General features: G+C 55.8%; 17 protein-coding genes. 10 read left to right on the forward strand and 7 right to left on the reverse strand.

Translation table 11 applies throughout. The features are described 5' to 3' along the window. Positions 1 to 16 precede the first annotated feature (16 nt). A complete protein-coding gene (gene recG, locus HNQ59_RS08905) occupies positions 17 to 2,062 on the forward strand; it encodes an ATP-dependent DNA helicase RecG (protein WP_343074224.1) in 2,046 nt (681 codons plus the stop codon). Between the two features lie 123 nt (positions 2,063 to 2,185). On the opposite strand, the gene HNQ59_RS08910 is transcribed toward recG, so the two are convergent. Beyond that, positions 2,186 to 3,148 carry a DUF808 domain-containing protein gene (locus HNQ59_RS08910; protein WP_184037957.1) on the reverse strand — a complete coding sequence of 321 codons (963 nt, stop codon included), beginning with the start codon at positions 3,146 to 3,148 and terminating at the stop codon, positions 2,186 to 2,188. A gap of 337 nt (positions 3,149 to 3,485) precedes the next feature. Between HNQ59_RS08910 and HNQ59_RS08915 the strand changes: the two genes are divergently transcribed. Together HNQ59_RS08915 and HNQ59_RS08920 are read left to right on the forward strand one after the other, a co-directional pair. Beyond that, positions 3,486 to 4,373 carry a DMT family transporter gene (locus tag HNQ59_RS08915; RefSeq protein ID WP_184037959.1) on the forward strand — a complete coding sequence of 296 codons (888 nt, stop codon included), beginning with the start codon at positions 3,486 to 3,488 and terminating at the stop codon, positions 4,371 to 4,373. Between the two features lie 26 nt (positions 4,374 to 4,399). Further along, on the forward strand, positions 4,400 to 5,086 hold the full coding sequence (locus tag HNQ59_RS08920; protein WP_184037961.1) for a glycerophosphodiester phosphodiesterase: 687 nt from the start codon (positions 4,400 to 4,402) through the stop codon (positions 5,084 to 5,086). Between the two features lie 164 nt (positions 5,087 to 5,250). On the opposite strand, the gene HNQ59_RS08925 is transcribed toward HNQ59_RS08920, so the two are convergent. The 4 genes from HNQ59_RS08925 to HNQ59_RS08940 form a co-directional block, all read right to left on the reverse strand. Next, positions 5,251 to 6,843, reverse strand: coding sequence for a M20/M25/M40 family metallo-hydrolase (locus HNQ59_RS08925; RefSeq protein WP_184037962.1), 1,593 nt, complete (start codon positions 6,841 to 6,843; stop codon positions 5,251 to 5,253). Continuing rightward, complete coding sequence (locus HNQ59_RS08930; protein ID WP_184037963.1) at positions 6,840 to 7,070, reverse strand: hypothetical protein; 231 nt, start codon at positions 7,068 to 7,070, stop codon at positions 6,840 to 6,842. Before HNQ59_RS08930 ends, HNQ59_RS08925 begins: the two co-directional genes overlap by 4 nt. A 303-nt stretch (positions 7,071 to 7,373) precedes the next feature. Next, positions 7,374 to 8,954 carry a M28 family metallopeptidase gene (locus HNQ59_RS08935; protein WP_184037966.1) on the reverse strand — a complete coding sequence of 527 codons (1,581 nt, stop codon included), beginning with the start codon at positions 8,952 to 8,954 and terminating at the stop codon, positions 7,374 to 7,376. Between the two features lie 97 nt (positions 8,955 to 9,051). Continuing rightward, positions 9,052 to 10,875, reverse strand: a complete 1,824-nt coding sequence (locus HNQ59_RS08940; RefSeq protein ID WP_184037969.1) for a M4 family metallopeptidase — start codon at positions 10,873 to 10,875, stop codon at positions 9,052 to 9,054. 974 nt (positions 10,876 to 11,849) lie between these two features. Here HNQ59_RS08940 and HNQ59_RS08945 point away from each other — a divergent pair. Next, positions 11,850 to 12,683, forward strand: coding sequence for a M90 family metallopeptidase (locus HNQ59_RS08945; RefSeq protein ID WP_246490922.1), 834 nt, complete (start codon positions 11,850 to 11,852; stop codon positions 12,681 to 12,683). A 94-nt stretch (positions 12,684 to 12,777) separates the two neighbouring features. Here the strand turns inward: HNQ59_RS08945 and HNQ59_RS08950 are convergent, their stop codons facing one another. Together HNQ59_RS08950 and HNQ59_RS08955 are read right to left on the reverse strand one after the other, a co-directional pair. Next, on the reverse strand, positions 12,778 to 14,298 hold the full coding sequence (locus HNQ59_RS08950; RefSeq protein WP_184037972.1) for a fumarate hydratase: 1,521 nt from the start codon (positions 14,296 to 14,298) through the stop codon (positions 12,778 to 12,780). A gap of 136 nt (positions 14,299 to 14,434) precedes the next feature. Beyond that, entirely contained in the window at positions 14,435 to 15,271 is an 837-nt protein-coding gene (locus tag HNQ59_RS08955; RefSeq protein ID WP_184037974.1) for a CheR family methyltransferase, read from the reverse strand. Between the two features lie 315 nt (positions 15,272 to 15,586). Here HNQ59_RS08955 and HNQ59_RS08960 point away from each other — a divergent pair, with 315 nt between their 5' ends. The 6 genes from HNQ59_RS08960 to HNQ59_RS08985 all read left to right on the forward strand — a co-directional run bounded on the left by HNQ59_RS08960 (position 15,587) and on the right by HNQ59_RS08985 (position 21,026). Continuing rightward, a complete protein-coding gene (locus HNQ59_RS08960) occupies positions 15,587 to 15,973 on the forward strand; it encodes a MerR family transcriptional regulator (protein WP_184037976.1) in 387 nt (128 codons plus the stop codon). 208 nt (positions 15,974 to 16,181) lie between these two features. Then, entirely contained in the window at positions 16,182 to 17,348 is a 1,167-nt protein-coding gene (locus HNQ59_RS08965; RefSeq protein ID WP_184037979.1) for an isovaleryl-CoA dehydrogenase, read from the forward strand. Between the two features lie 154 nt (positions 17,349 to 17,502). Beyond that, positions 17,503 to 18,684 (forward strand): acetyl-CoA C-acyltransferase, encoded by a 1,182-nt coding sequence (locus HNQ59_RS08970; protein WP_184037980.1) that lies wholly within the window; start codon positions 17,503 to 17,505, stop codon positions 18,682 to 18,684. 19 nt (positions 18,685 to 18,703) lie between these two features. After that, entirely contained in the window at positions 18,704 to 19,186 is a 483-nt protein-coding gene (locus tag HNQ59_RS08975; protein WP_184037983.1) for a MaoC family dehydratase, read from the forward strand. Further along, entirely contained in the window at positions 19,183 to 20,322 is a 1,140-nt protein-coding gene (locus HNQ59_RS08980) for an acyl-CoA dehydrogenase family protein (RefSeq protein ID WP_184037986.1), read from the forward strand. The genes HNQ59_RS08975 and HNQ59_RS08980 overlap by 4 nt, the downstream gene beginning before the upstream one ends. Next, positions 20,322 to 21,026: a M24 family metallopeptidase gene (locus HNQ59_RS08985; protein WP_184037989.1), complete on the forward strand. Its 705-nt coding sequence runs from the start codon at positions 20,322 to 20,324 to the stop codon at positions 21,024 to 21,026. The genes HNQ59_RS08980 and HNQ59_RS08985 overlap by 1 nt, the downstream gene beginning before the upstream one ends. The last annotated feature ends 13 nt before the right edge of the window (positions 21,027 to 21,039 follow it).

Below are 21,039 nucleotides of genomic sequence, written 5' to 3' on the forward strand. Positions count from 1 at the left end.
CGGCAACATTACTGCTGTGAATACCTCCAGCACACCAACCGATCTGCCCGTCACATCCGCTGCCGTCCTTCAACGGCTGGCCAAGCTGGGCATCCACCGCCGCTTTGATTTGATCCTGCATCTGCCATTGCGGTATGAAGACGAAACCCATCTCTATCCCATTGCGGACGCGCCCCTTGGCGAGACAGTGCTGGTCGAGGGCGAGGTGACCCATCACGAGATCAGCTATCGCCCTCGGCGGCAATTGGTCTGCCAAGTGAGAGAGGGCGAATCCGTCCTGCATGTCCGCTTTCTGAATTTCTACCCGAGCCAAGTCAAACAGTTTGCGGTCGGCAACCGGGTGCGCCTACTGGGAGAGATCCGCCACGGCTTTTTCGGAGCTGAGATGGTGCACCCCAAGGTCAGAGTGGTCACGGATGGTACCAGCCTGGCGGAAGCCTTGACGCCAGTCTATCCCACCACGGCGGGCCTCACACAACCCTCACTACGCAAGCTGATCGCCAGCGCAATGGGCACCAGTGAACTCAGCGACACGCTACCATCCGCCACCCTTGACGCACTGAACCTGCCTGCCTTCGACGGCTCGGTGCGGCTGTTGCACAACCCACCACCCGATGTCCCGCAACGCGCCCTGACCGAGCGGGAACACCCGGCCTGGCAGCGGCTGAAGTTCGATGAACTGCTGGCTCAGCAACTGTCGATGCGGACAGCGTATCGGGCGCGGCGTGACAAATCAGCGCCAGTATTGACCAGCCCAGGCACACTGGCCAGACAGCTGCTCGCTGGCCTGCCATTTGGCCTGACTGGCGCACAGCAACGGGTCCTCACAGAGATCAGCCAGGATCTGGCCCGCCCCTACCCCATGCAACGACTACTGCAGGGTGACGTGGGTAGCGGCAAGACCATCGTAGCCGCGCTGGCGGCCTTGCACGCCATCGAGGCAGGGTATCAGGCGGCGTTGATGGCGCCCACGGAGATTCTGGCAGAGCAGCACTTCCTCAAGCTTTCAGCCTGGCTGGCCCCTTTGGGGATCGAGGTCGCCTGGTTGGCTGGCAGTCTGCGTAAATCCGAGAAGAGCAAGCAACTGGACCGTGTCGCCAGCGGTGAAGCCAAGCTCGCCATCGGCACCCATGCACTGTTTCAGGAGCAAGTCACCTTTGAGCAATTAGGGCTGGCAATTGTCGATGAGCAGCATCGGTTCGGTGTCCACCAGCGCTTGGCCTTACGCGCCAAGGGCCATAGCCCACATCAGCTGATGATGAGCGCCACGCCGATCCCCCGCACCTTATCCATGAGCTATTACGCCGATCTGGACGTATCGGTGATCGATGAGCTACCACCAGGCCGCACCCCCATTGTCACCAAGCTGGTGTCAGAGGCCCGGCGTGATGAAATCATCGAACGGGTCCGGATGAAATGCCAGGAAGGCAGGCAAGCCTACTGGGTGTGTCCGCTGATTGAAGAATCCGAAGCCCTGCAGCTGCAGACCGCCTTGGATACCCATGCCGTCTTATCCGAATCGCTCGCAGAATTAAAGGTAGGCTTGGTTCATGGGCGGATGAAGGCCGCCGAAAAGGCAGCGGTCATGGCTGCGTTCAAAGCCAACGAGATCCATCTGCTAGTGGCCACCACAGTCATCGAGGTCGGGGTGGATGTCCCAAATGCCAGTTTGATGGTCATCGAGCACGCCGAGCGCATGGGGCTTTCCCAACTGCACCAGCTGCGGGGCCGCGTGGGACGAGGCGCGGCGGAAAGCACTTGCATCCTGCTCTATACCACGCCGTTGTCTGATACCGCCAAAGCCCGGCTGAAGGTCATCTATGAAAACACCGATGGCTTTGAGATCGCACGCCAGGATTTGCACCTGCGGGGCCCAGGGGAATTTCTGGGGGCGCGTCAGTCAGGGGCACCGATGCTTCGCTTTGCCGATCTGGAAAAGGATGTAGAACTGCTGGAGGCTGCGCAGGCAACAGCTGAGAGGCTGCTCGATCAAGCACCATCGGTCGCTACAGCCCATCTGTCGCGATGGCTGGGCAGCAAAACGGATCTGCTCAAGGTCTGACTAGGCTGGGTCGGTCGGCGCACCCTCCACCTGGCCTGCCAGGGAGGAATCGTTTGCGGAAGCCATACAGGCGTCACAACAGGGCGACATCTGCCGCCCCTTGTCATGCACACCGCCATGCCATCATGCAGCCTTGGCGGGTTTGACCAGGCTGATCAACTTGCCAACCACGGTCACCACGGCCAGGCAAACGGCACCCGCCACGACACCAACGACCGCATCCAGCACCGACGAGGTAACCCCTCCCAGCACCGGCCCCACCACCGCAACCGTTCCAGCTGCTTGCGAGGCATGGTGTATGAAGTCATACACAGCCGGCACACCATGCGCCAAGATGCTGCCACCCACCATGAACATGGCCACGGTACCCGCCACCGAGAGGAACTTCATCAACATCGGCGCAGCCAACAGCAAGCCCCTACCCAACCCGCCCCACATCGCAGCCGGCCCACCCTGTTCTGCTTTTCGGGTCAGGTAGTAGCCCAGATCATCGAGCTTGACGATGCCGGCAACCAAGCCATACACCCCAACGGTCATGATGACGCCGATCCCCGCCAGCACCGCGACTTGATTGGTGAAAGTGGCGTGCGCCACGGTTCCCAATGCAATCACGATGATTTCCGCCGAGAGGATGAAGTCCGTCCGGATCGCTCCTTTGATCTTTTCCTTTTCATACGCAACCATATCCACATTGCTATCAGCGATGGCTTGCAGGTGGGCTTCGTGCTCCGTCTGTTCTGCTTCTGCACCATGCAGGAATTGATGAGCGATCTTCTCGAAACCCTCGAAACACAGATAGGCGCCGCCGATCATCAGCAATGGCAGCACCGCCCAACTTGCAAAGCTGCTGATGGCCAACGCAGCCGGCACCAGGATCAGCTTATTGCAGAATGAGCCTTTGGCAACCGCCCACACAACAGGCAATTCACGATCCGCAGCCACCCCAGCCACCTGCTGTGCGTTCAGCGCGAGGTCATCCCCCAGCACGCCAGCTGTCTTCTTGGCGGCCACCTTGGTCATCACCGCCACATCGTCCAACAGGGTCGCGATATCATCAATCAATGCTAAAAGACTTGTTCCAGCCATGCGGATTCCTTGAGTTTACTAAGCAAATAGTTCAGAGCCCCGATCTGCCGGATGGATGACACCTAGCCTTGCCTAAAATTCGATTCGTCACAGGCCATGAAATGGTGCCGACCAAGCCCGGTCAATCAGGGCGATCATTGTCGGTCGGGGATTCAACCACTACCGCACGAAATGATCAATATCGCTCAGGCATAATAGCAGGCTATTGCGCTATGCCCATGTTGAGCGTGCCCCGGTCGCCCGTCATCGGCATGCCACGGGGCCATGGCCCGTCACATCGATCCACCCACTTGAATATACAGCTGCCTGAATCCAAGGCAGATGATCGGAGCATGAGTTGTCTACACATCCCCGCCTATCCTACTTCCTATTGACCCTTACCTCACTATTCTGGTCGGGTAATTTTGTGGTGGCACGCGCCACCCATGCGGCCATCGCCCCCATGACGCTTTCCTTTGCGAGGTGGACAATCGCGCTGCTGATCCTGCTGCCCTGGGTCGGCAAACGTGCCTGGTTACAGCGGCAGTTGTTGCGCACTCACTACAAACGTATTGTGCTGCTGGGTATTTTAGGCGTAGCCGGATTCAATAGCTTTGTCTATGCGGGGCTGCAATATACCACTGCGATGAACGCCGTTCTGCTGAACTCTTTCATCCCGATACTGATTGTATTGATTGGCTGGGCATTTCAAAAACAGGCGCTCAGCCGGGCATCCATGATTGGCATCCTGACCTCTTTTGGTGGCGTGATGCTGATTGTCAGCCGAGCGGATTGGCAAACGCTGACCCATCTATCCATCAACCAAGGCGATGCGTTGGTTTTCTGCGCGGTTGTCTGCTGGGCCATTTACACCGTCCTGTTACGCGGCCTGCCACAAACAATGGACCGGCTGGCCATGCTGGTTGCCGTTGTTGCGGTTGGCTGGCTTGTGCTGGCCCTGCCCTTCACCTATGAGGTATGGGGGCTGCAACACCATACTGATCTGAATCTGCCCAATCTTCTTACCTTCCTGTATGTGGGCATCTTTCCATCTGTCCTGGCTTATCTCTTCTACAACCGGGGTGTAGCCGATGTCGGCCCAGCCAAGGCAGGGGCGTTCATTCACCTGATGCCTGCATTCGGCTCCATCCTGGCCATGTTATTTCTGGGCGAAAAACTGCAAAGCTACCACGCAGGTGGAATCGCCTTGATCTTTTGCGGCATTTATCTCAATACTCGCCAGTAAGGGGCACCCAGTTTCAGGAGTCAATCATGCATTTGCTTGCACATCGGGGACATCATCAAACCCTGCCAGAGAACACCATGGAAGCCTTCTCCTCGGCCATGGCACTTGGGTTCGAAGGCATTGAAACGGACGTACGGATCAGCCGCGATCAGCAACTCATCTTGTTTCACAATCGGGTTGCAAGCAATGGCTGCGCCGTTGCCGAGCTGACCCGATCCGAATTGGAGGTTGTAACAGGCTTTCATGTCCCCACGCTGGAAGAAGCACTTGATGCGTTTCCCACGGCACTATGGAACATTGAAATCAAAGTTGCGGCAGCACAGGCCAGCAGCATCCGGGTACTGAAACGCTATCAGCACAACCGCCGACTATTGATCACGTCATTCCGTCACGACATTGTATTGGCCTGCGCCCATGAGTTGTCCACTGACTGCGGCATGCTGATCGCCCATCGCCCTGTCTCCATCAATAGCCTGGCCCATGCCGCACTGCCTGAGCCACGGCTCAGAACCATCGTTTGGGACTTTGAAATCGTAGACGTGCAGCAACTGGAGATGGCCAATGCCATTGGCTTCAAAAACATCGTCTATGGCCCACACACCGCATCAGAGCACGAGCTGTGCACACACCTTGGCTTGCACGGCCTCATTACAGACCACCCTGAGTTCGTTGAGCTACCACATCGAGGGTTGCATTCGTTGACTAAACATTGATCAGCATCTATTGGGGGGTGGCCCCCAGAGTCCGGGCGATTCCGTTCGGCGGGCGGCTGCTCGACACCCATGATTCAGCCTGCCCGCCCCACTCTGGGAGCCTTTCTGCCAGTTGGCATGAGGCAATGCACATCAACCCATTGCCTCATTGGCCACGACAGGTATTACTTGGTTGCGGTATAGCCGCCAGTCAAACTATATACAGATTCTTCATAACCACGGATCATGATATAGACATCACTGGAGCTGGGTACCTTCACCACGCACTTTTCATTGCTGCCATTCTTATAGGGACGGCAGTCATACTGTTTGGTCGAGGGCTGGCCGCCAATCCGTACATAGAGGTCGGCATCACCCGTCCCACTGATATTGGCTGTGAAGTTGGTGCCGCCTTGCACTTTATACGGGCCGTAGGATTTGACTCCCCCTTGCTTGAGGGTGACGTTGTTATCGCTGATGGTGCGGGCACCACCGCCGGGCGTGCCGCCACCGGTATCGCCATCGCTGCCCAATTCCACCATATAAGCCATGCCCAGCTTGGCGAATTTCAGTGCATGCTGGACTTGATCGCCCATGGTCGCCAAGGTGTCACGCTCGCTATGGATGGCTCGGTTATAGCTGTTGAAGGCCGCTTCGAATGGCATGGAGGCGGGAATGCCCTGGTTGTACCAGGAGTAATGGTCTGAGCAGCCATAGCCACACTTGTCAAAACCGATCTTGAGTGTCGGCAGGTAGGTCTTGATCAGGCTCTCGACAAAAGCGTTTTGCTGCTGATCGGTGTAGTCAGTATAGAGGTAGATATCAGCATCCGACCCTTTGAAATTGGTCATATCCAGCTGCATCACGCCGATCACATTCACCCCGTCGGCCTTGTATTTGGCCGCGATCTCATACGAGCCGCGCAGGCCGACTTCCTCCGCAGCATAGGCCATGAACTTGATGGTGCGCTTGGGCTTGTAGTTGTTCGCCATCATCACCCGGATCACCTCAGTCATGCTGGCAATCCCTGAGGCGTCATCATCAGCGCCGGGCGCGCGGCTGTCTTCCCGCATGTCCTCAGCCCGCCCATGGATCGAATCCTGGTGCCCACCCAATACAACGACTTCCTTGCCAAGCGTCGGGTCAGATCCCTGAATCGTCATGATCACCGACTTCTGCAGCCAGCTGTGACTGAACGTTTCGACGGTTATATCACTGCGGTTGCCAGCCAGTTGTTTCCACTTGTTGAGAATGTAGTTGGAGCCCTTCACCCCGCCCTGTGTCTGATAGAAACGGTTGGCGAAGGCAGACAGGTCACTGATGGTGGTATAGATCGGTGCTTCCTGCATCTGCGACAACAGTGGAGTGACGATAGTCTGGTTATCGATTTTATAACTGGGTCGCGCCGCGAATGACATGCTGGGCACTTTCAATGAAGCACGGGCTTGCTCCAATGTTTCATGTGCGACAAACCCGCCGCAACGACGCATGAACATATGCACCATGCCACCCATCTTGTTCAGTTTCGCTTCGTCCACCTCGATCACATGCACGGTCTCATGTGGAATCGTCTTCATCCCTGCCATGGGTTGCAGGCTGGTAGGTAGCGTGCTTTGATCAAGCAGTTTGATGTCGCTATCGATAAAACGTTGAAATACTTGGTAACCCTCGGCACCAACCGTGACATAGACCTTCTTCCCGGCGGGTGCGTCTGCGGCATAGGCCGACCCAATCGTGGTGAGCCCCAGCAGCATGGCAGCAATATAACGTTGCTTCATTGATTTTTCTCCTTTTTTTCGACTTGATCACGACCTGTTTTCAGGTCGCGCCAAGCCCAGCCCCAATGACGTTTGCAAAATGGAAGCCATTCCACACCGCCTCCATTATGACGAATGGATGCTAACTCAATTAGAAGGAGAAACCAATCACTTTGCATGATATCCGGCTGGATCGTGTTGGTTAAAGTTCGAAAATGATGATCTGAATTGCCATCATTGCGATCCAACCCACCTGAGAAACTTATATAACCAATTGAAATTAATTAATTTTCCATAAAAACAGAAGTAAGTTGATAATGGAAAATACATATATTGCGTCAATACGTGATTACGCAACACACCACGTATTGCTCAGTTTCAGAAAAGGAAAAAAGCAGGCGGGAATCGTAGATGGGCACAGATACCCACTCAATCAAGTCAGCACCAGATTTGGGGGCTTGGCGGTATAGTCAAGCCGCGAGGTCGCCACTTCGGCCTGCCGAATCACGCCAGGCTGCATTCGACAGGCCGAAGGTGCCGGAGGATCAAGATCAAGGTGTGGTATATGTACCGGTCAGGCTATAGACGGCTGCGGCGTAGCCACGAACCATGATGTAAACATCACTGGAGTTGGGTATGTTGACAATACATGTCTCCGCACTGCCACTTCTGTAGGGGCGACAATTGTATTGGCTGGTGCTGGCCGGGCCGCCAATCCGCACATACAGGTCCGCATCCCCAGTACCGGTGATATCGGCCCGGAAAGTTGTGCCGCCAAGCGCCTGGAATGGCCCATAAGACTTACTGGCATTTCGGGCTAGGCTGACATTCGGGTCAGAAATCGTCCTGACCTCACCGCCGCCGCCGCCCCCTACGCCATCGCTACCCAATTCCACAGCGAAGGCCATGCCCAATTTTGCAAACTTGAGCGCATGCAGTGCCTGGTTACCCATATTGGCCATGGTATCGTCGGGGGTGTGGATGCGCTTGTTGCTGCCGCTGAATGCCGCCTCGAAAGGCATGGAGGCCGGGTAGCCCTGGTTGCTCCAGGAGGCATGATCTGAGCACGCATAGCCACAACGATCGAACCCGACCTTGAGTGTTGGCAGGTAGGTCTTGATCAGGTTCTCGACGAAGGTGTTCTGTGCCGCGTCGGTGAAGTCGGTGAAGATATAGATATCTGCGTCCGATCCCTTATAGTTGGTCATGTCCAGCTGCATGACCCCCACGACATTGACCCCATCGAGTCGGTACTTGGCCGCAATATCCTTCGAGCCTCGCAAGCCGACTTCCTCTGCTGCATAGGCCATGAATTTGATGGTCCGTTTCGGCTTGTAGTTATTCGCCATCATGACACGGATCACTTCTGTCAGGCTGGCGATGCCGGAGGCGTCGTCATCTGCGCCGGGCGCACGGGTGTTCTCGCCGGTACCGCTCAGGTTGATGGAGTCCTGATGCCCACCCAGCACAATCACTTCGCTGGCGGCCTGAGGATCGGAACCTTTGATAGTCATGATCACCGACTTTTGCAGCCAACTGTGGCCAAATTGCTCAACGGTGATATCGCTACGCCCCCCTGCCAATTGTTGCCACTTATTCAGAATATAGTTGGAGCCACTGACGCCCCCTTGGGTCTGGTAGTAGCGATTCACGAAGTTGGATAGATCCGTGATTGTGGTGTAGATCGTGGCATCTTGCATCTGATTCAGCAGCGGGTTCACAATCGCCTGATTGTCGATATTGTAATTGGGGCGGGCTGCCGCCAGCGCAGTGACTGGGCCTGCCAACGCTGCTTTTGCTTCCGCCAATGACTCATGCGTGATGAAACCACCACAGCGGCGCAGGAACATATGTACCATGCCACCCATTTTGCCTAGCTTGTCTTCATCCACTTCAATCAGATGGACGGTTTCCTGCGGGATCACTGACGTACCGGCCATTGGCAGTGCTTGGGTCGGCATCGCGCGTTTCTCGATCAAGCGCATGTCGGTGTCCACAAAGCGCTGAAATACCTGATACGCATCCGACCCAACTGTCACATAGACTTTCTTAGGTGCAGCCGGGTCCGCTGCGTGAGCGATACCGATTAGGCTCATCCCCAACAATGCGGCACTAATGCAACTCAGTTTCATTTTTCAACCTCCATAAAGTCAGAATGGCGCGACCATTCCAGGCCGCGCCATTGCTACTTTTGACGGATCAACCGTCACCGGGTCGTACAATGCGTGATCATTGCGCCTGCGCAACCAGCGTCACACCACTATAGGCGGTGTAACCGCGTAGCATCACGTAGTAGGTACCAGCCTTGGGTGATGCCACCCTCACGGTTTCACTGTTGCCGTTCAGATAAGGACGGTAGTCATATACGGTCGTGGTTGGGCGTGAGCCATAACGGACATAGATGTCCGCATCACCCGTCCCGCCAGAGGTCCGGAAGGTCAGCGCCGTCATACCAGGTTTGAATTCAAACTGGTAATAATCCGAGGAGCTTATGGCCCCAGCCAGACCTCTAACCGGCACGCCATTTTTCAATGACTTGTCCGGGTTGGGTGGCAGCGGCTCGCAGGAGACCCCCACAGCCTTGAAGGCATCCTTCACATCACTCTCGCTATAACCACGTCCCTTCGCAGCCTTCTGCACCCCGCAGGCACCATTGTTGAAGTCGGAGGTGCTGTTCCAGTGAAGCATATTGGCATCAACGAAGACTTCAAACGCTTTGCGGACACCCCACCCATTGGTTTTGGCCAAGGTATAGAACGCCTTGTTGTACACCCCGCTGGAGTAATGCACATCCAGTCCATCATAGTAGTCCTTGGCATGACCAATCGACCGGCCATCTTTGGTAGGGTCATCCATATAACGCAACGCCCCTGAGTTTTTGAAGATATCGGCCCCCACCATGAAGTCATTGGTACCACGCATGAAGAATTCCGCCGCTTCACCGGCAATGTCAGAGAACGCCTCGTTCATACCGCCGGATTGCCCGGAGTACTGCAACTTGGAATTCTGCTCGGTAAAGCCATGGCTGACTTCATGCCCCACCACATCCAATGACACCAGTGGGTAGAACGTGCTCTGACCATCACCAAAGCCCATGCCAGAACCATTCCAGAAGGCATTCTCATAATTGCTTCCGTAGTGCACCCACAGATACAGTTTGCTGGTCAGAGGGCTCTTGTTGAACCAGCTCTTGTACAGATCAAATACCACATTGCCGAAATAATGCGCATCGTTCAACGGCGAATAGGCACCATTGATTTCCTTCACAGTGTTGCGAGGGCAAGCGAATTGGTGTGGTGTCTGACTGCTTGTGCTGGTGCCATGGTTCAAGTTGACGGTCACCACATTGCCGCTATCCATCGCGCAATCGTCTGTCACCTTCAGTGGGCCATATTTATCGCCATACTCATACCTGCCAATCTTGGCATTGCCACCAGGGCCGGTTGCGTCTCGATGTGCCAGCCCTTCCCATGACTCAACGATGCTACCAGTCAGGGCATCGACAAAGGCATGGGGCCGACGAGGGTGATTGGATGCTTCGAAATACGAAACCAGATAGACAAGCTGTGCTTTGTTGTTTGCATCCAGCCGGATCATCAGATCCGCCTGTTCATTTTCGATCTTGTTGACCAGCGATGTACCTGCTTTGATTTTCAGCTGGGCCACGGCTTGCCTGGGTGTCAATGTCGGTTTGACTGTCGCCAGATCCAGCTCGATATTCTGGATCAGTTCACCACTCATCTCCTCCGCCACCAGACTTTGTGCGCCTGATCTGCGTTCGACAACCGACTGCCCCCAAATCGGCAGGCCTTGATAGCGCTGCTCAAACCGGGTGACAACTTTGCCATTGGGCAATACCACCGATCTGACCGCTTTCAAGTCCGCGCCAGAGGCACCCAACATCTGTTGCATGCCACCGACAAGACCTGCTGATTTCCTAGCCTCAACCAACTTACTCACATCGACTCGATCAGCCGCTGACACTGCTGCAGATAGTGCGAACAACACAGCAACTGCTACGGGACGTACAGCCCAATTGAAGGATCGCTTCATTTGGTTTCTCCAGTTTTAGCGTTGATATGAACTGCTCTCTCTCACTGCGATACACTCGTGGGCATTACTTGGTAACTACATATAACACCGTCACGAGAACTTCACGTTAGCCGCCCATTGCTCTGTCCGCAAGCAGAAAAGTTGCTAAAATGGGTAACCCAATAATATGTTTTTAAAAGCATATGTCATAGCGCAAAATTCAAGCCCCTCCTTTATCTTGAATACCTTGATATACTTGAACGTAAAAAAAGACGAAATACCGGATATTCACAAATAAGGTTGAAGCCTAGGCGTGTATCAACCGACCGATCACAAACCAAATCATGCTTTTCCGGCTTACTCACAACGGTCTGCACACGCCACGAATTCAACAAGAGGGCCATCGGCAGCCACTTCGCACATAATATCCATATATTCCATTGAAATATATGAAAAATCAAATTTTGAAGTTCATCATCAGAGGCCTTCAAGGCAAACCAAAATCAAGGAAATTCGAGCAATATAAATTTTAAAAACCTGATTAATTTATCTAATTAACCAAAAATCCACAATAAATATTAAAAATTGAATTTTTCCAGAAATGAAAAAATACAAGCAATCAGCATAACCACGCCATCTGCTAGACCAGTAGTCGACACACCGTTTTCTTCCGAGAAGCAGCCTGCAAGGAAGTGAGCCACGCTCTTGCGGGATGGTGCTTCGAGTCAGAACCAAACGACACGGTAGGTCAACAAATCAAGAGCCCCTGGCGATACCGTCACTTACCGGCGTAGAGCCAGCCTGCGAGATAGGCCAGCGATCACGCTTGCTAGGGCAATTCCGCGAAAATCAGCCTATCATTCATCATGTTGATATGAATAAGATGACCGACCGATCGCCCCTGCCCAAGCCGCTGGACACCGATGAAAGGCAGATGACTTGAAAAGCCCACGAGCACCCCAAGTTATGCATTGTTCATTTCACGAGCCACGCCCATGTTGCAGCTATTACGTCATTACCAGCAGAAGAAGGTGTTGAATACCCACGCATTACCAGAGAGCCCCTGGCAATCGGTATTGAGCAAACCGATCTTCATGGGCTTGAATGCTGATGAACGGCAACGTCTGCGCGACCGTGTGGTGTGGTTCTTACATGAAAAAGCTGTCTTTGGCGCGGGCGACTACCAGCTGTCGGATCATCAGAAGCTCGTCATTGCGGCGCAGGCCTGTCTACCGATCTTGAATCTGGACATCGACAGCTACCGGGATTGGAAAACAGTTGTCGTCTACCCCACCCCTTTTGTCACGCGGGACCCACGGCCCGATGCAATCGGGCTGGTGCATGAATCAGCTCAGGTGTTGGCCGGCCAGGCCAGACATGATGGCCCGGTTCTGCTTTCCTGGCCGGACAGTCGGACAGCGCCGGAGCTAGATGGCCACAATGTGGTGATTCATGAGTTTGCGCACAAACTCGACATGCGCAATGGCACAGCCAATGGCTTCCCGCCACTGCATAAAGGCATGCGCGTTGCAGACTGGACACAAGACTGGAAGCAGGCTTATCTGGATTTCTGCCGACGCATCGATCAAGGCGAGCCGATGCCAATCGACGCCTACGCAGCGACCAACCCAGCGGAGTTTTTCGCGGTCTTCAGCGAGGTGTTCTTCGAGATCCCCGAGATCATTGCCACGCTATACCCTGCAGTCTATCGGCAGCTGGTTCTGTTCTATAGACAAGACCCCGCCACGCGACTGCCTCGCCAATGGTATCCGCCAGCGGAAATGCCACCCGACGTCACATACAGGCCAGACCAAGCGATTGCTTGGTGATGCGGTTGAGATGACATGAAAAATGCCTCCCGAAGGAGGCATTCCATTGCAGATCGACCCGGCCACTGTCATCGGGCCGGTCAATCCGATCCCGTCAGGCAGTCGTGACCGGAATCTTGCCGATCTTGGCTTGCCACTCTGCCGGGCCTGTCTTATGTACTGAGGTGCCCAGGCTATCCACCGCTACTGTCACCGGCATATCGACAACATCAAATTCATAGATTGCCTCCATGCCCAGGTCGTCAAATGCCACCACCTGCGAGCCCTTGATGGCCTTCGATACCAGATAGGCCGCGCCCCCTACTGCCATCAGATAGACTGCCTTGTTGTCACGGATCGCATCGATGGCGACCGGGCCGCGCTCAGCCTTGCCGACCATGCCCAGCAAACCGGTCTGCTCCAGCATCTGGCGAGTGAACTTGTCCATGCGGGTTGCGGTGGTGGGGCCCGCTGGGCCGACCACTTCCTCGCGCACCGGGTCAACTGGCCCGACGTAATAGATGAAGCGATTGGTGAAATCGACAGGCAATTGCTCACCTTTGTTCAGCATATCGACCATGCGTTTGTGCGCGGCATCACGCCCGGTCAGCAGCTTGCCATTCAACAACAGGATTTCACCGGGTTGCCAGCTGGCGACTTCTTCCTTGGTGATGGTATTGAGATCGACTCGTCGCGCTTGCTCGGAAGGCGTCCAGCTGACGGCAGGCCAGTCTTCCAGCTTGGGTGGCTCCAGCTTGGCCGGGCCAGATCCATCCAGGGTGAATTCCACATGACGGGTGGCCGCACAGTTCGGAATCATCGCGATCGGCAGCGAAGCAGCATGGGTCGGGTAGTCGAGAATCTTCACGTCCAGCACGGTGGTCAAACCACCTAGCCCCTGCGCACCGATGCCCAGCGCATTCACTTTTTCATACAGCTCGATGCGCAGCTCTTCCACACGGTTTTGCGGGCCACGCGCAATCAAGTCCTGGATATCGATGTGATCCATCAGCGACTCTTTGGCCAGCAGCATGGCTTTCTCAGCGGTGCCGCCAATGCCGATGCCCAGCATGCCCGGTGGGCACCAGCCCGCTCCCATCTGCGGTACGGTTTTCAACACCCAATCGACAATGCTGTCGGATGGGTTGAGCATGGCGAATTTGGATTTGTTTTCCGAGCCACCTCCCTTGGCGGCGATTTTCACTTCCACCTTGTCGCCTGGTACCAGCTCGAAATGGACGACCGCCGGGGTGTTGTCTCGGGTGTTCTTACGGCTGCCTGCCGGGTCCATCAGCACGGACGCACGCAACTTGTTGTCTGGGTCGTTATAGGCGCGGCGCACACCTTCATTCACCATCTCTTGGATGGACAGGGTACAGGATTCCCACCGCACACCCATGCCCACTTTGATGAAGGCACAGACAATACCGGTATCCTGACAGATCGGGCGATGGCCTTCGGCGCACATGCGTGAGTTGGTCAGAATCTGTGCGATGGCATCCTTGGCTGCGGGCGAGGCCTCACGTTCATACGCCTGACCGAGCGCCTGGATGTAGTCGATCGGATGATAGTAGGAGATGAACTGTAGGCTGTCGTAAATGCTGTCGATGAAATCTTGCTGGCAGATGACGGTCATGAGCGGCCTCGATGAATGCTGTGCAGAAAAGTCGGACAGTCTAGCAGATTCGCCATCATGCAAGAATGGTGAGGCCATCGCGTCAGCCGCTGCCGGACAGCCATGATCACAGCGTCACCACTCGTGTCGATAGTGCCTAATCGATACGCGCATTGGCGGTGCTGGCCAATTCATAGACTGTCTTGCCACGCAGCCGGAACAGGTCGGCAGCGTGATAGAAGTTTTCCGAGTGCCCCACAAACAGCAGGCCATCTTGGCGCATCAAGGGCACGAATTTCTTCAGTATTGACACCTGGGTCGGCTTATCGAAATAGATCATGACATTGCGGCAGAATATGGCATCAAATGGGCCACGGATCGGCCAGGTCGAATCGATGAGATTCAGGCGCCGAAAGGTGATCAGGTTCTTCAGCTCCGGCTTGACCAGCAACGAGCCATCCGCCCCCTTTGTGAAAAAACGGGCCGCGCGCGCAGGTGAGATCTTGTCGGATCGATCTTGTGGGTATACCCCCTTCGAGCCGAAATCCAGCACATTGGTATCCAGATCGGTAGCGATGATCTTGGCTGGCGGGGTCAATGAATCAAATGCCTCGCACACGGTCATCGCAATTGAGTAAGGCTCTTCACCTGTCGATGCTGCCGAGCACCAGATGGACACCTGGCCGCCCCCGGATCGCTTTTTCAAGTGTTCAAGCAAAATGGCGAAATGATGATCCTCTCTGAAAAAAGAGGTCAAATTGGTAGTGAGTGAATTGACAAATGCCTCCCACTCTTTTTGATCGCCACGTTGCAGATAAGCCAGATAATCCTTGAACGAACTCAGATTCAGCGCACGCAGACGACGCGCCAAGCGGCCATAGACCATATCCTGCTTACCATCATGCAGCGCAATGCCGGCATAGTCATAAATCATTTTGCGAACACGCTCGAAATCATCATGCGTGAAATGAAACTCACGGCTGGCGTCGGTCATAGGGCTCTCAACAAACACGGTCTGATGCTGTGTTATAGCATGCTCCGTGCGGTTTTGAGCATCAGACCCTTGCGTGCGGGCGCTACCAGCAGGCCCACAGCCTGATTGAGCTGAGCCATTTCTGGCACCCGCCACCGCAAGCATGATTACGGGGCACACTTCGGCTTGATGCTGATATTGACCTGTTCAGCCCCGCAGAGACGCTGGCTGATCATATCAGTCGGAATTTACCCCGTTTCATATATAAGCCGGGTTTCAGGTGAATGATGATGGTTCGATCTGCTATAGTCCGACCATTCCTAGCAGGGGCCGCGCATGAGCGATATTGCCAACGATACCACCTACACCATCACCGATCTTGCCCGCGAGTTCGATGTCACCACCCGCACCATCCGATTCTACGAAGACGAGGGCTTGCTCTCGCCAGAACGGATTGGCCGGAACCGACTCTACAACCAGCGCGACCGCACCCGCCTGATGCTGATTCTGCGCGGCAAGCGGCTGGGCTTTGCATTGGGCGAAATACGCGAGCTTTTTGATCTGTATGACATGGGTAAAGACCAGAAGCCACAGTTACGCCTGTTGCTGGATCGCATCGCCAACAAACGCCTGCAGCTTGAGCAGCAGAAAACCGATATCGAGATCGTGCTGAGTGAAATGGACAGCCTGACTACACGATGCCGGGAGATTCTGGGTGAATAGCGCATTTTCGTCGGCTCGATATTGACGTTAACGTAAACTGGAATTAGAGTACCCGCTACCAATCAAACGCTCAATTGGGCCATGGTGGCATCGCCCAGCTCAATTCAACACAACGGTTCCAGCTCATTTGACACCATCCATAGTCTAAGCTGAGAAGATTGTGTGGTCGCCAGCGCTTTCAGACATCGCAGCCAGACGGAGATGCAACATGCTCACCTATCCAAGCCTCAATTTCGCCCTGGGCGACACCATCGACATGCTGCGGGAAGCAGTCCGCAACTTTGTGGCCGCCGAATTGGCCCCACAGGCAGCCCGCATCGATCAGGACAACCTTTTCCCTGCCGACATGTGGCGAAAACTGGGCGAGTTGGGGGTGCTGGGGCTGACGGTGGAGGAAGAGTACGGCGGTACCAACCTGGGCTATCTGGCCCATATCGTAGCCATGGAGGAAATTTCGCGCGGCTCAGCATCGGTTGGTTTGTCTTATGGCGCACACTCCAATCTGTGCGTGAACCAGATCCGTAAAAATGGCAATGCGGCGCAAAAGCAAAAGTATCTGCCGAAGCTGATCTCCGGCGAATACATTGGCGCACTGGCGATGAGTGAACCCAATGCCGGCTCAGATGTCGTATCCATGAAGCTACGCGCAGACAAGCAGGGTGACCGCTATGTGCTGAATGGCTCAAAGATGTGGATCACCAACGGCGGGGATGCTGACGTATTGGTGGTGTATGCCAAGACGGACACCGTAGCGGGTGCCAAAGGCATCACGGCCTTTTTGATCGAGAAAGGCATGAAAGGGTTCAGCGCCGGCAGCAAGCTCGACAAGCTGGGCATGCGCGGCTCCAATACCTACCCCTTGTTCTTCGATGACGTGGAAGTGCCTGAAGAGAACGTGTTGGGCCAGGTCGGCAAGGGCGTGAATGTGTTGATGAGTGGTCTGGACTTTGAACGGGCGGTGCTCTCCGGCGGCCCCTTGGGCATCATGCAAGCCTGCATGGATGCGGTTGTGCCATATGTCCATGAACGCAAGCAGTTTGGTCAGGCCATTGGTGAATTTGAACTGATGCAGGGCAAGATTGCCGACATGTACACCACCCTGTCTGCCTGCCGTGCCTATGTGTATGCGGTCGGTGCGGCACTGGATCGTGGCGAAACCACCCGCAAGGATGCTGCGGGCGCCATTCTGTATGCCGCAGAGAAAGCCACCTGGATGGCCGGTGAAGCCATTCAGACATTGGGTGGCAACGGCTACATCAATGAATACCCGGTAGCGCGTCTGTGGCGCGATGCCAAGCTGTATGAAATCGGCGCAGGCACCAGTGAAATCCGCCGCATGCTGATCGGGCGCGAGTTGTTCAACGAAACCCGCTGAGCAGATTGAATCATTGCCAGCGCTGTTGGCTGGCGGCTGACAAACGCTGCCAGCACCGCTGCATGTTGCTTGCCTTCAACCCATCTACACACTACCCGCTGCCTGCCGTCACCGGATGCCAGGTCGCGGATCTTGTCCGAAAAGGAGCCTGACCATGTCTGATGCGATTGTGATTGTGTCTGCAGTAAGAACGCCAATGGGCGGCTTTCAGGGCGACTTTGGCGCGTTGACCGCATCCGAATTGGGCAGCGTGGCAATCAAGGCTGCCGTCGAGCGTGCCACTTTATCCGCCAGCGACATCGAAGAAGTGATCATGGGCTGCGTATTGCCCGCCGGGCAAGGCCAAGCCCCAGCAAGGCAAGCCAGCATCAAAGCAGGGCTGCCGTTGTCCACCAACTGCACCACCATCAACAAGATGTGCGGCTCGGGCATGAAGGCGCTGATGTTTGCCCATGACATGCTCAAGGCAGGCAATAACAGCGTGATGGTCGCAGGTGGCATGGAGAGCATGACCAATGCCCCTTACCTGCTCCCGAAAGCGCGTGGCGGCTTCCGCCTGGGCCATGGCGAAATCAAGGATCACATGTTCCTAGATGGCCTGGAAGATGCTTACGACAAGGGCCGCCTGATGGGTACCTTTGCCGAGGAGTGCGCCGAAAAATACGGCTTCTCACGCGGTGCGCAGGATGAATTTGCCATCTCCTCGCTACAACGGGCGATGGATGCGAGCACGCATCATAAATTCGATGATGAAATCGTGTCGGTGCCGGTGCCAGTCGGCAAGGACAGCAAGCTGATCCATCTGGATGAGCAGCCGTTCAAGGCCAAGCTGGACAAGATTCCGCTGCTGAAACCCGTATTCAAGAAAGACGGCACGATCACCCCAGCCAATTCAAGCTCGATTTCAGATGGGGCGTCCGCCCTGGTGCTGATGCGCGAGCGGGATGCCGAAGCACGCGGCCTGACCCCGCTGGCCCGTTTCGTCGGCCACGCCAGTCATGCACAGGAGCCTGGGTGGTTCACCACGGCGCCGGTCGGTGCTATGCAGAAGCTCTTTGCCAAAACCGGCTGGGCAGCATCCGATGTGGATCTGTTCGAAGTCAACGAGGCATTTGCCGTGGTGACCATGGCCGCCATGAAAGAGTTGCATCTTCCCCATGAGAAGGTCAATGTTCATGGTGGCGCGTGCGCCCTGGGCCACCCGATCGGGGCATCGGGCGCACGCATTGTGACAACCCTGCTCTACGCGCTCAAACACTATGGGCTGAAACGCGGCGTCGCAAGTCTGTGCATCGGCGGCGGCGAAGCGACAGCCATGGCCGTGGAGCTGTTTTGAAACCAGAAAGTCATCTGCGATGTCAGAATCCAAGCTGTATTTTGAAGATTTGAACCCTGGTCGTGTGTTTCAGGGTGGCCCGGTCACCTTGGGGGTGGAGGAGCTGACAACCTTTGCCAGCCAATATGATCCCCAGCCCTTTCACCTGACCGAATCCGGTGGCAGGGCCAGCGTCTTTGGTTCGCTGGTGGCCAGCGGCTGGCAGACTGCCTCGTTGACCATGCGCATGTTCACCAGCAGCGACCTCAAGCGAGTGGCCAATGGGCTGATCGGGCTGCAAATCGACAAATTGACATTCCATCAACCCGTGCGCCCTGGTGACGTGTTGCGAGCCGAATTCGACGTGCTGAACCGCAAGCGCTCGCAGTCGAAACCCGGCTTTGGCGTGGTGCACACCGGCTGGCGCACCTACAACCAGCAGGGCAGCATGGTACTGAGTCTGGAATGTGCCATCTGGGTCGCCACTCGCCCTTCCGGGGCCAATGATGAGGTCTCTGTATGATATTGAGCGATGAGCAGAAGATCATCCGTGACACCGTGCGGACTTACTCGCAAGAGAAGCTGCTGGTCACGGCAGGCCTGCGAGATCAGACCCATGCCTTCCCCACAGATGAGCTGGCCGAGCTGGCCGAAATGGGGCTGATGGGCATGGTGGTGCCACCCGAGTTGGGCGGCGCAGGATTGGACTATCTGTCCACCGCTCTGGTGCTGGAGGAGGTGGCAGCAGGCGATGGCGCACTGTCTACCATCATCTCGGTACAGAACTCTGTGGTTTGCGGGCCGATTCTGCTCTTTGGCAACGATATCCAGCGCGAGCGCTTTCTGAAACCCCTCGCCCGTGGCGAAAAGCTGGGTTGCTTTTGCCTGACCGAGCCGCACGTCGGCTCGGATGCTGGGGCCATCAAGACACGCGCCATGCAAAGTGGCAATGGTTACCGCATCAACGGCACCAAGCAATTCATCACCACTGGCAAGAATGCCCACCTCGCCATTGTCATCGCAGTGACCGACCCCAGTGCTGGCAAAAAGGGACTCAGTGCCTTCATCGTGCCGACAGATACCCCTGGCTTTGTCGTCGCCAAGGTTGAAGACAAAATGGGCCAGCATGGCTCGGATACTGCGCAGATCGTCTTTGACGAGTGCATCGTACCTGCTGCCAACCTGCTGGGCAAAGAGGGGGACGGCTACCGCATCGCCCTGGCCAATCTGGAGTCGGGCCGGATCGGCATTGCCGCCCAGTCCGTGGGTATGGCCCGCGCCGCCTACCGCTGTGCATTGCGCTATGCGCAGGAGCGGGAGGCATTTGGCAAACCCATCTATGAGCATCAGGCCGTGCAGTTCCGCTTGGCAGAGTGCGCCACCAAGATCGAAGCCGCACGCCAGCTGGTGTGGCACGCCGCCGCGCTGAAGGATGCCGGAGAGGCTTGCTTGAAGGAAGCCTCGATGGCCAAGCTGTTCGCCTCGGAGATGGCAGAACAAGTCTGCTCCGCTGCGCTCCAGACCTTGGGTGGTTATGGCTATCTGAGCGACTTCCCCGTTGAACGTATTTATCGTGATGTGCGGGTGACCCAGATCTATGAGGGCACCAGCGATATCCAGAAACTGGTGATTGCCCGCGAGATTGCCAAGGAGCTTTGATGATTCCTGCTGCCGCAATCGAAGCTTATCGTGCGGTTCAAGTCCGCGCCAAGACTGTTTCCCAACAGCTGGTCGAGCAGATCACCCCGGACGACACCGAGGCCAGCCTGGTTGTCAAAGCCAAAACGCTGCTGGCTGCCAGCGGCCTGACCGAAACCTGGTATTACGATTGCCCTGTCATGGTGCTGCTGGGCAGCCGTAGCTGTCGATCCGAGTCGGGCCGCTCCTACATTCCTGCACGGGAGCCAGTAGGCGAACACAATGTGATCACCTTGGATCTCAGCCCATCCTATCGGCGGGTGTGGGGCGATTGCGCCCGCACCATCTTCATGGAGCATGGGCGGGCCACGCTCACGCCGCAAACCCCCGAATTCCTGCACGGACTGCAGGTGCTACGCCACCTGCATCTGGCGATGTGTCGTTTCGTCGAGCCAGCGACGCAATTTGGCGAGCTGTATGAATACGCCAATCACCAGATCATGGCCGCTGGCTATGAAAACCTGGACTTTCTCGGCAATGTCGGCCACAGCATCGCGCAAAAGCGCGAAGAACGCCTGTTCATCGAAGCCTACAACACAGCCCGGCTGGAAGAAGCACCGTTTTTCACCTTTGAGCCGCACATCCGGCGGGTCGGCGGTCACTGGGGGTTCAAATACGAGAACATCTATTACTTTGATCAGCAAGGCCATGCCATCGAACTATAAAAGGCCCGGACAA

The organism is Chitinivorax tropicus (assembly GCF_014202905.1).
In the GTDB taxonomy this organism is placed as follows: Bacteria; Pseudomonadota; Gammaproteobacteria; order Burkholderiales; family SCOH01; genus Chitinivorax; species Chitinivorax tropicus.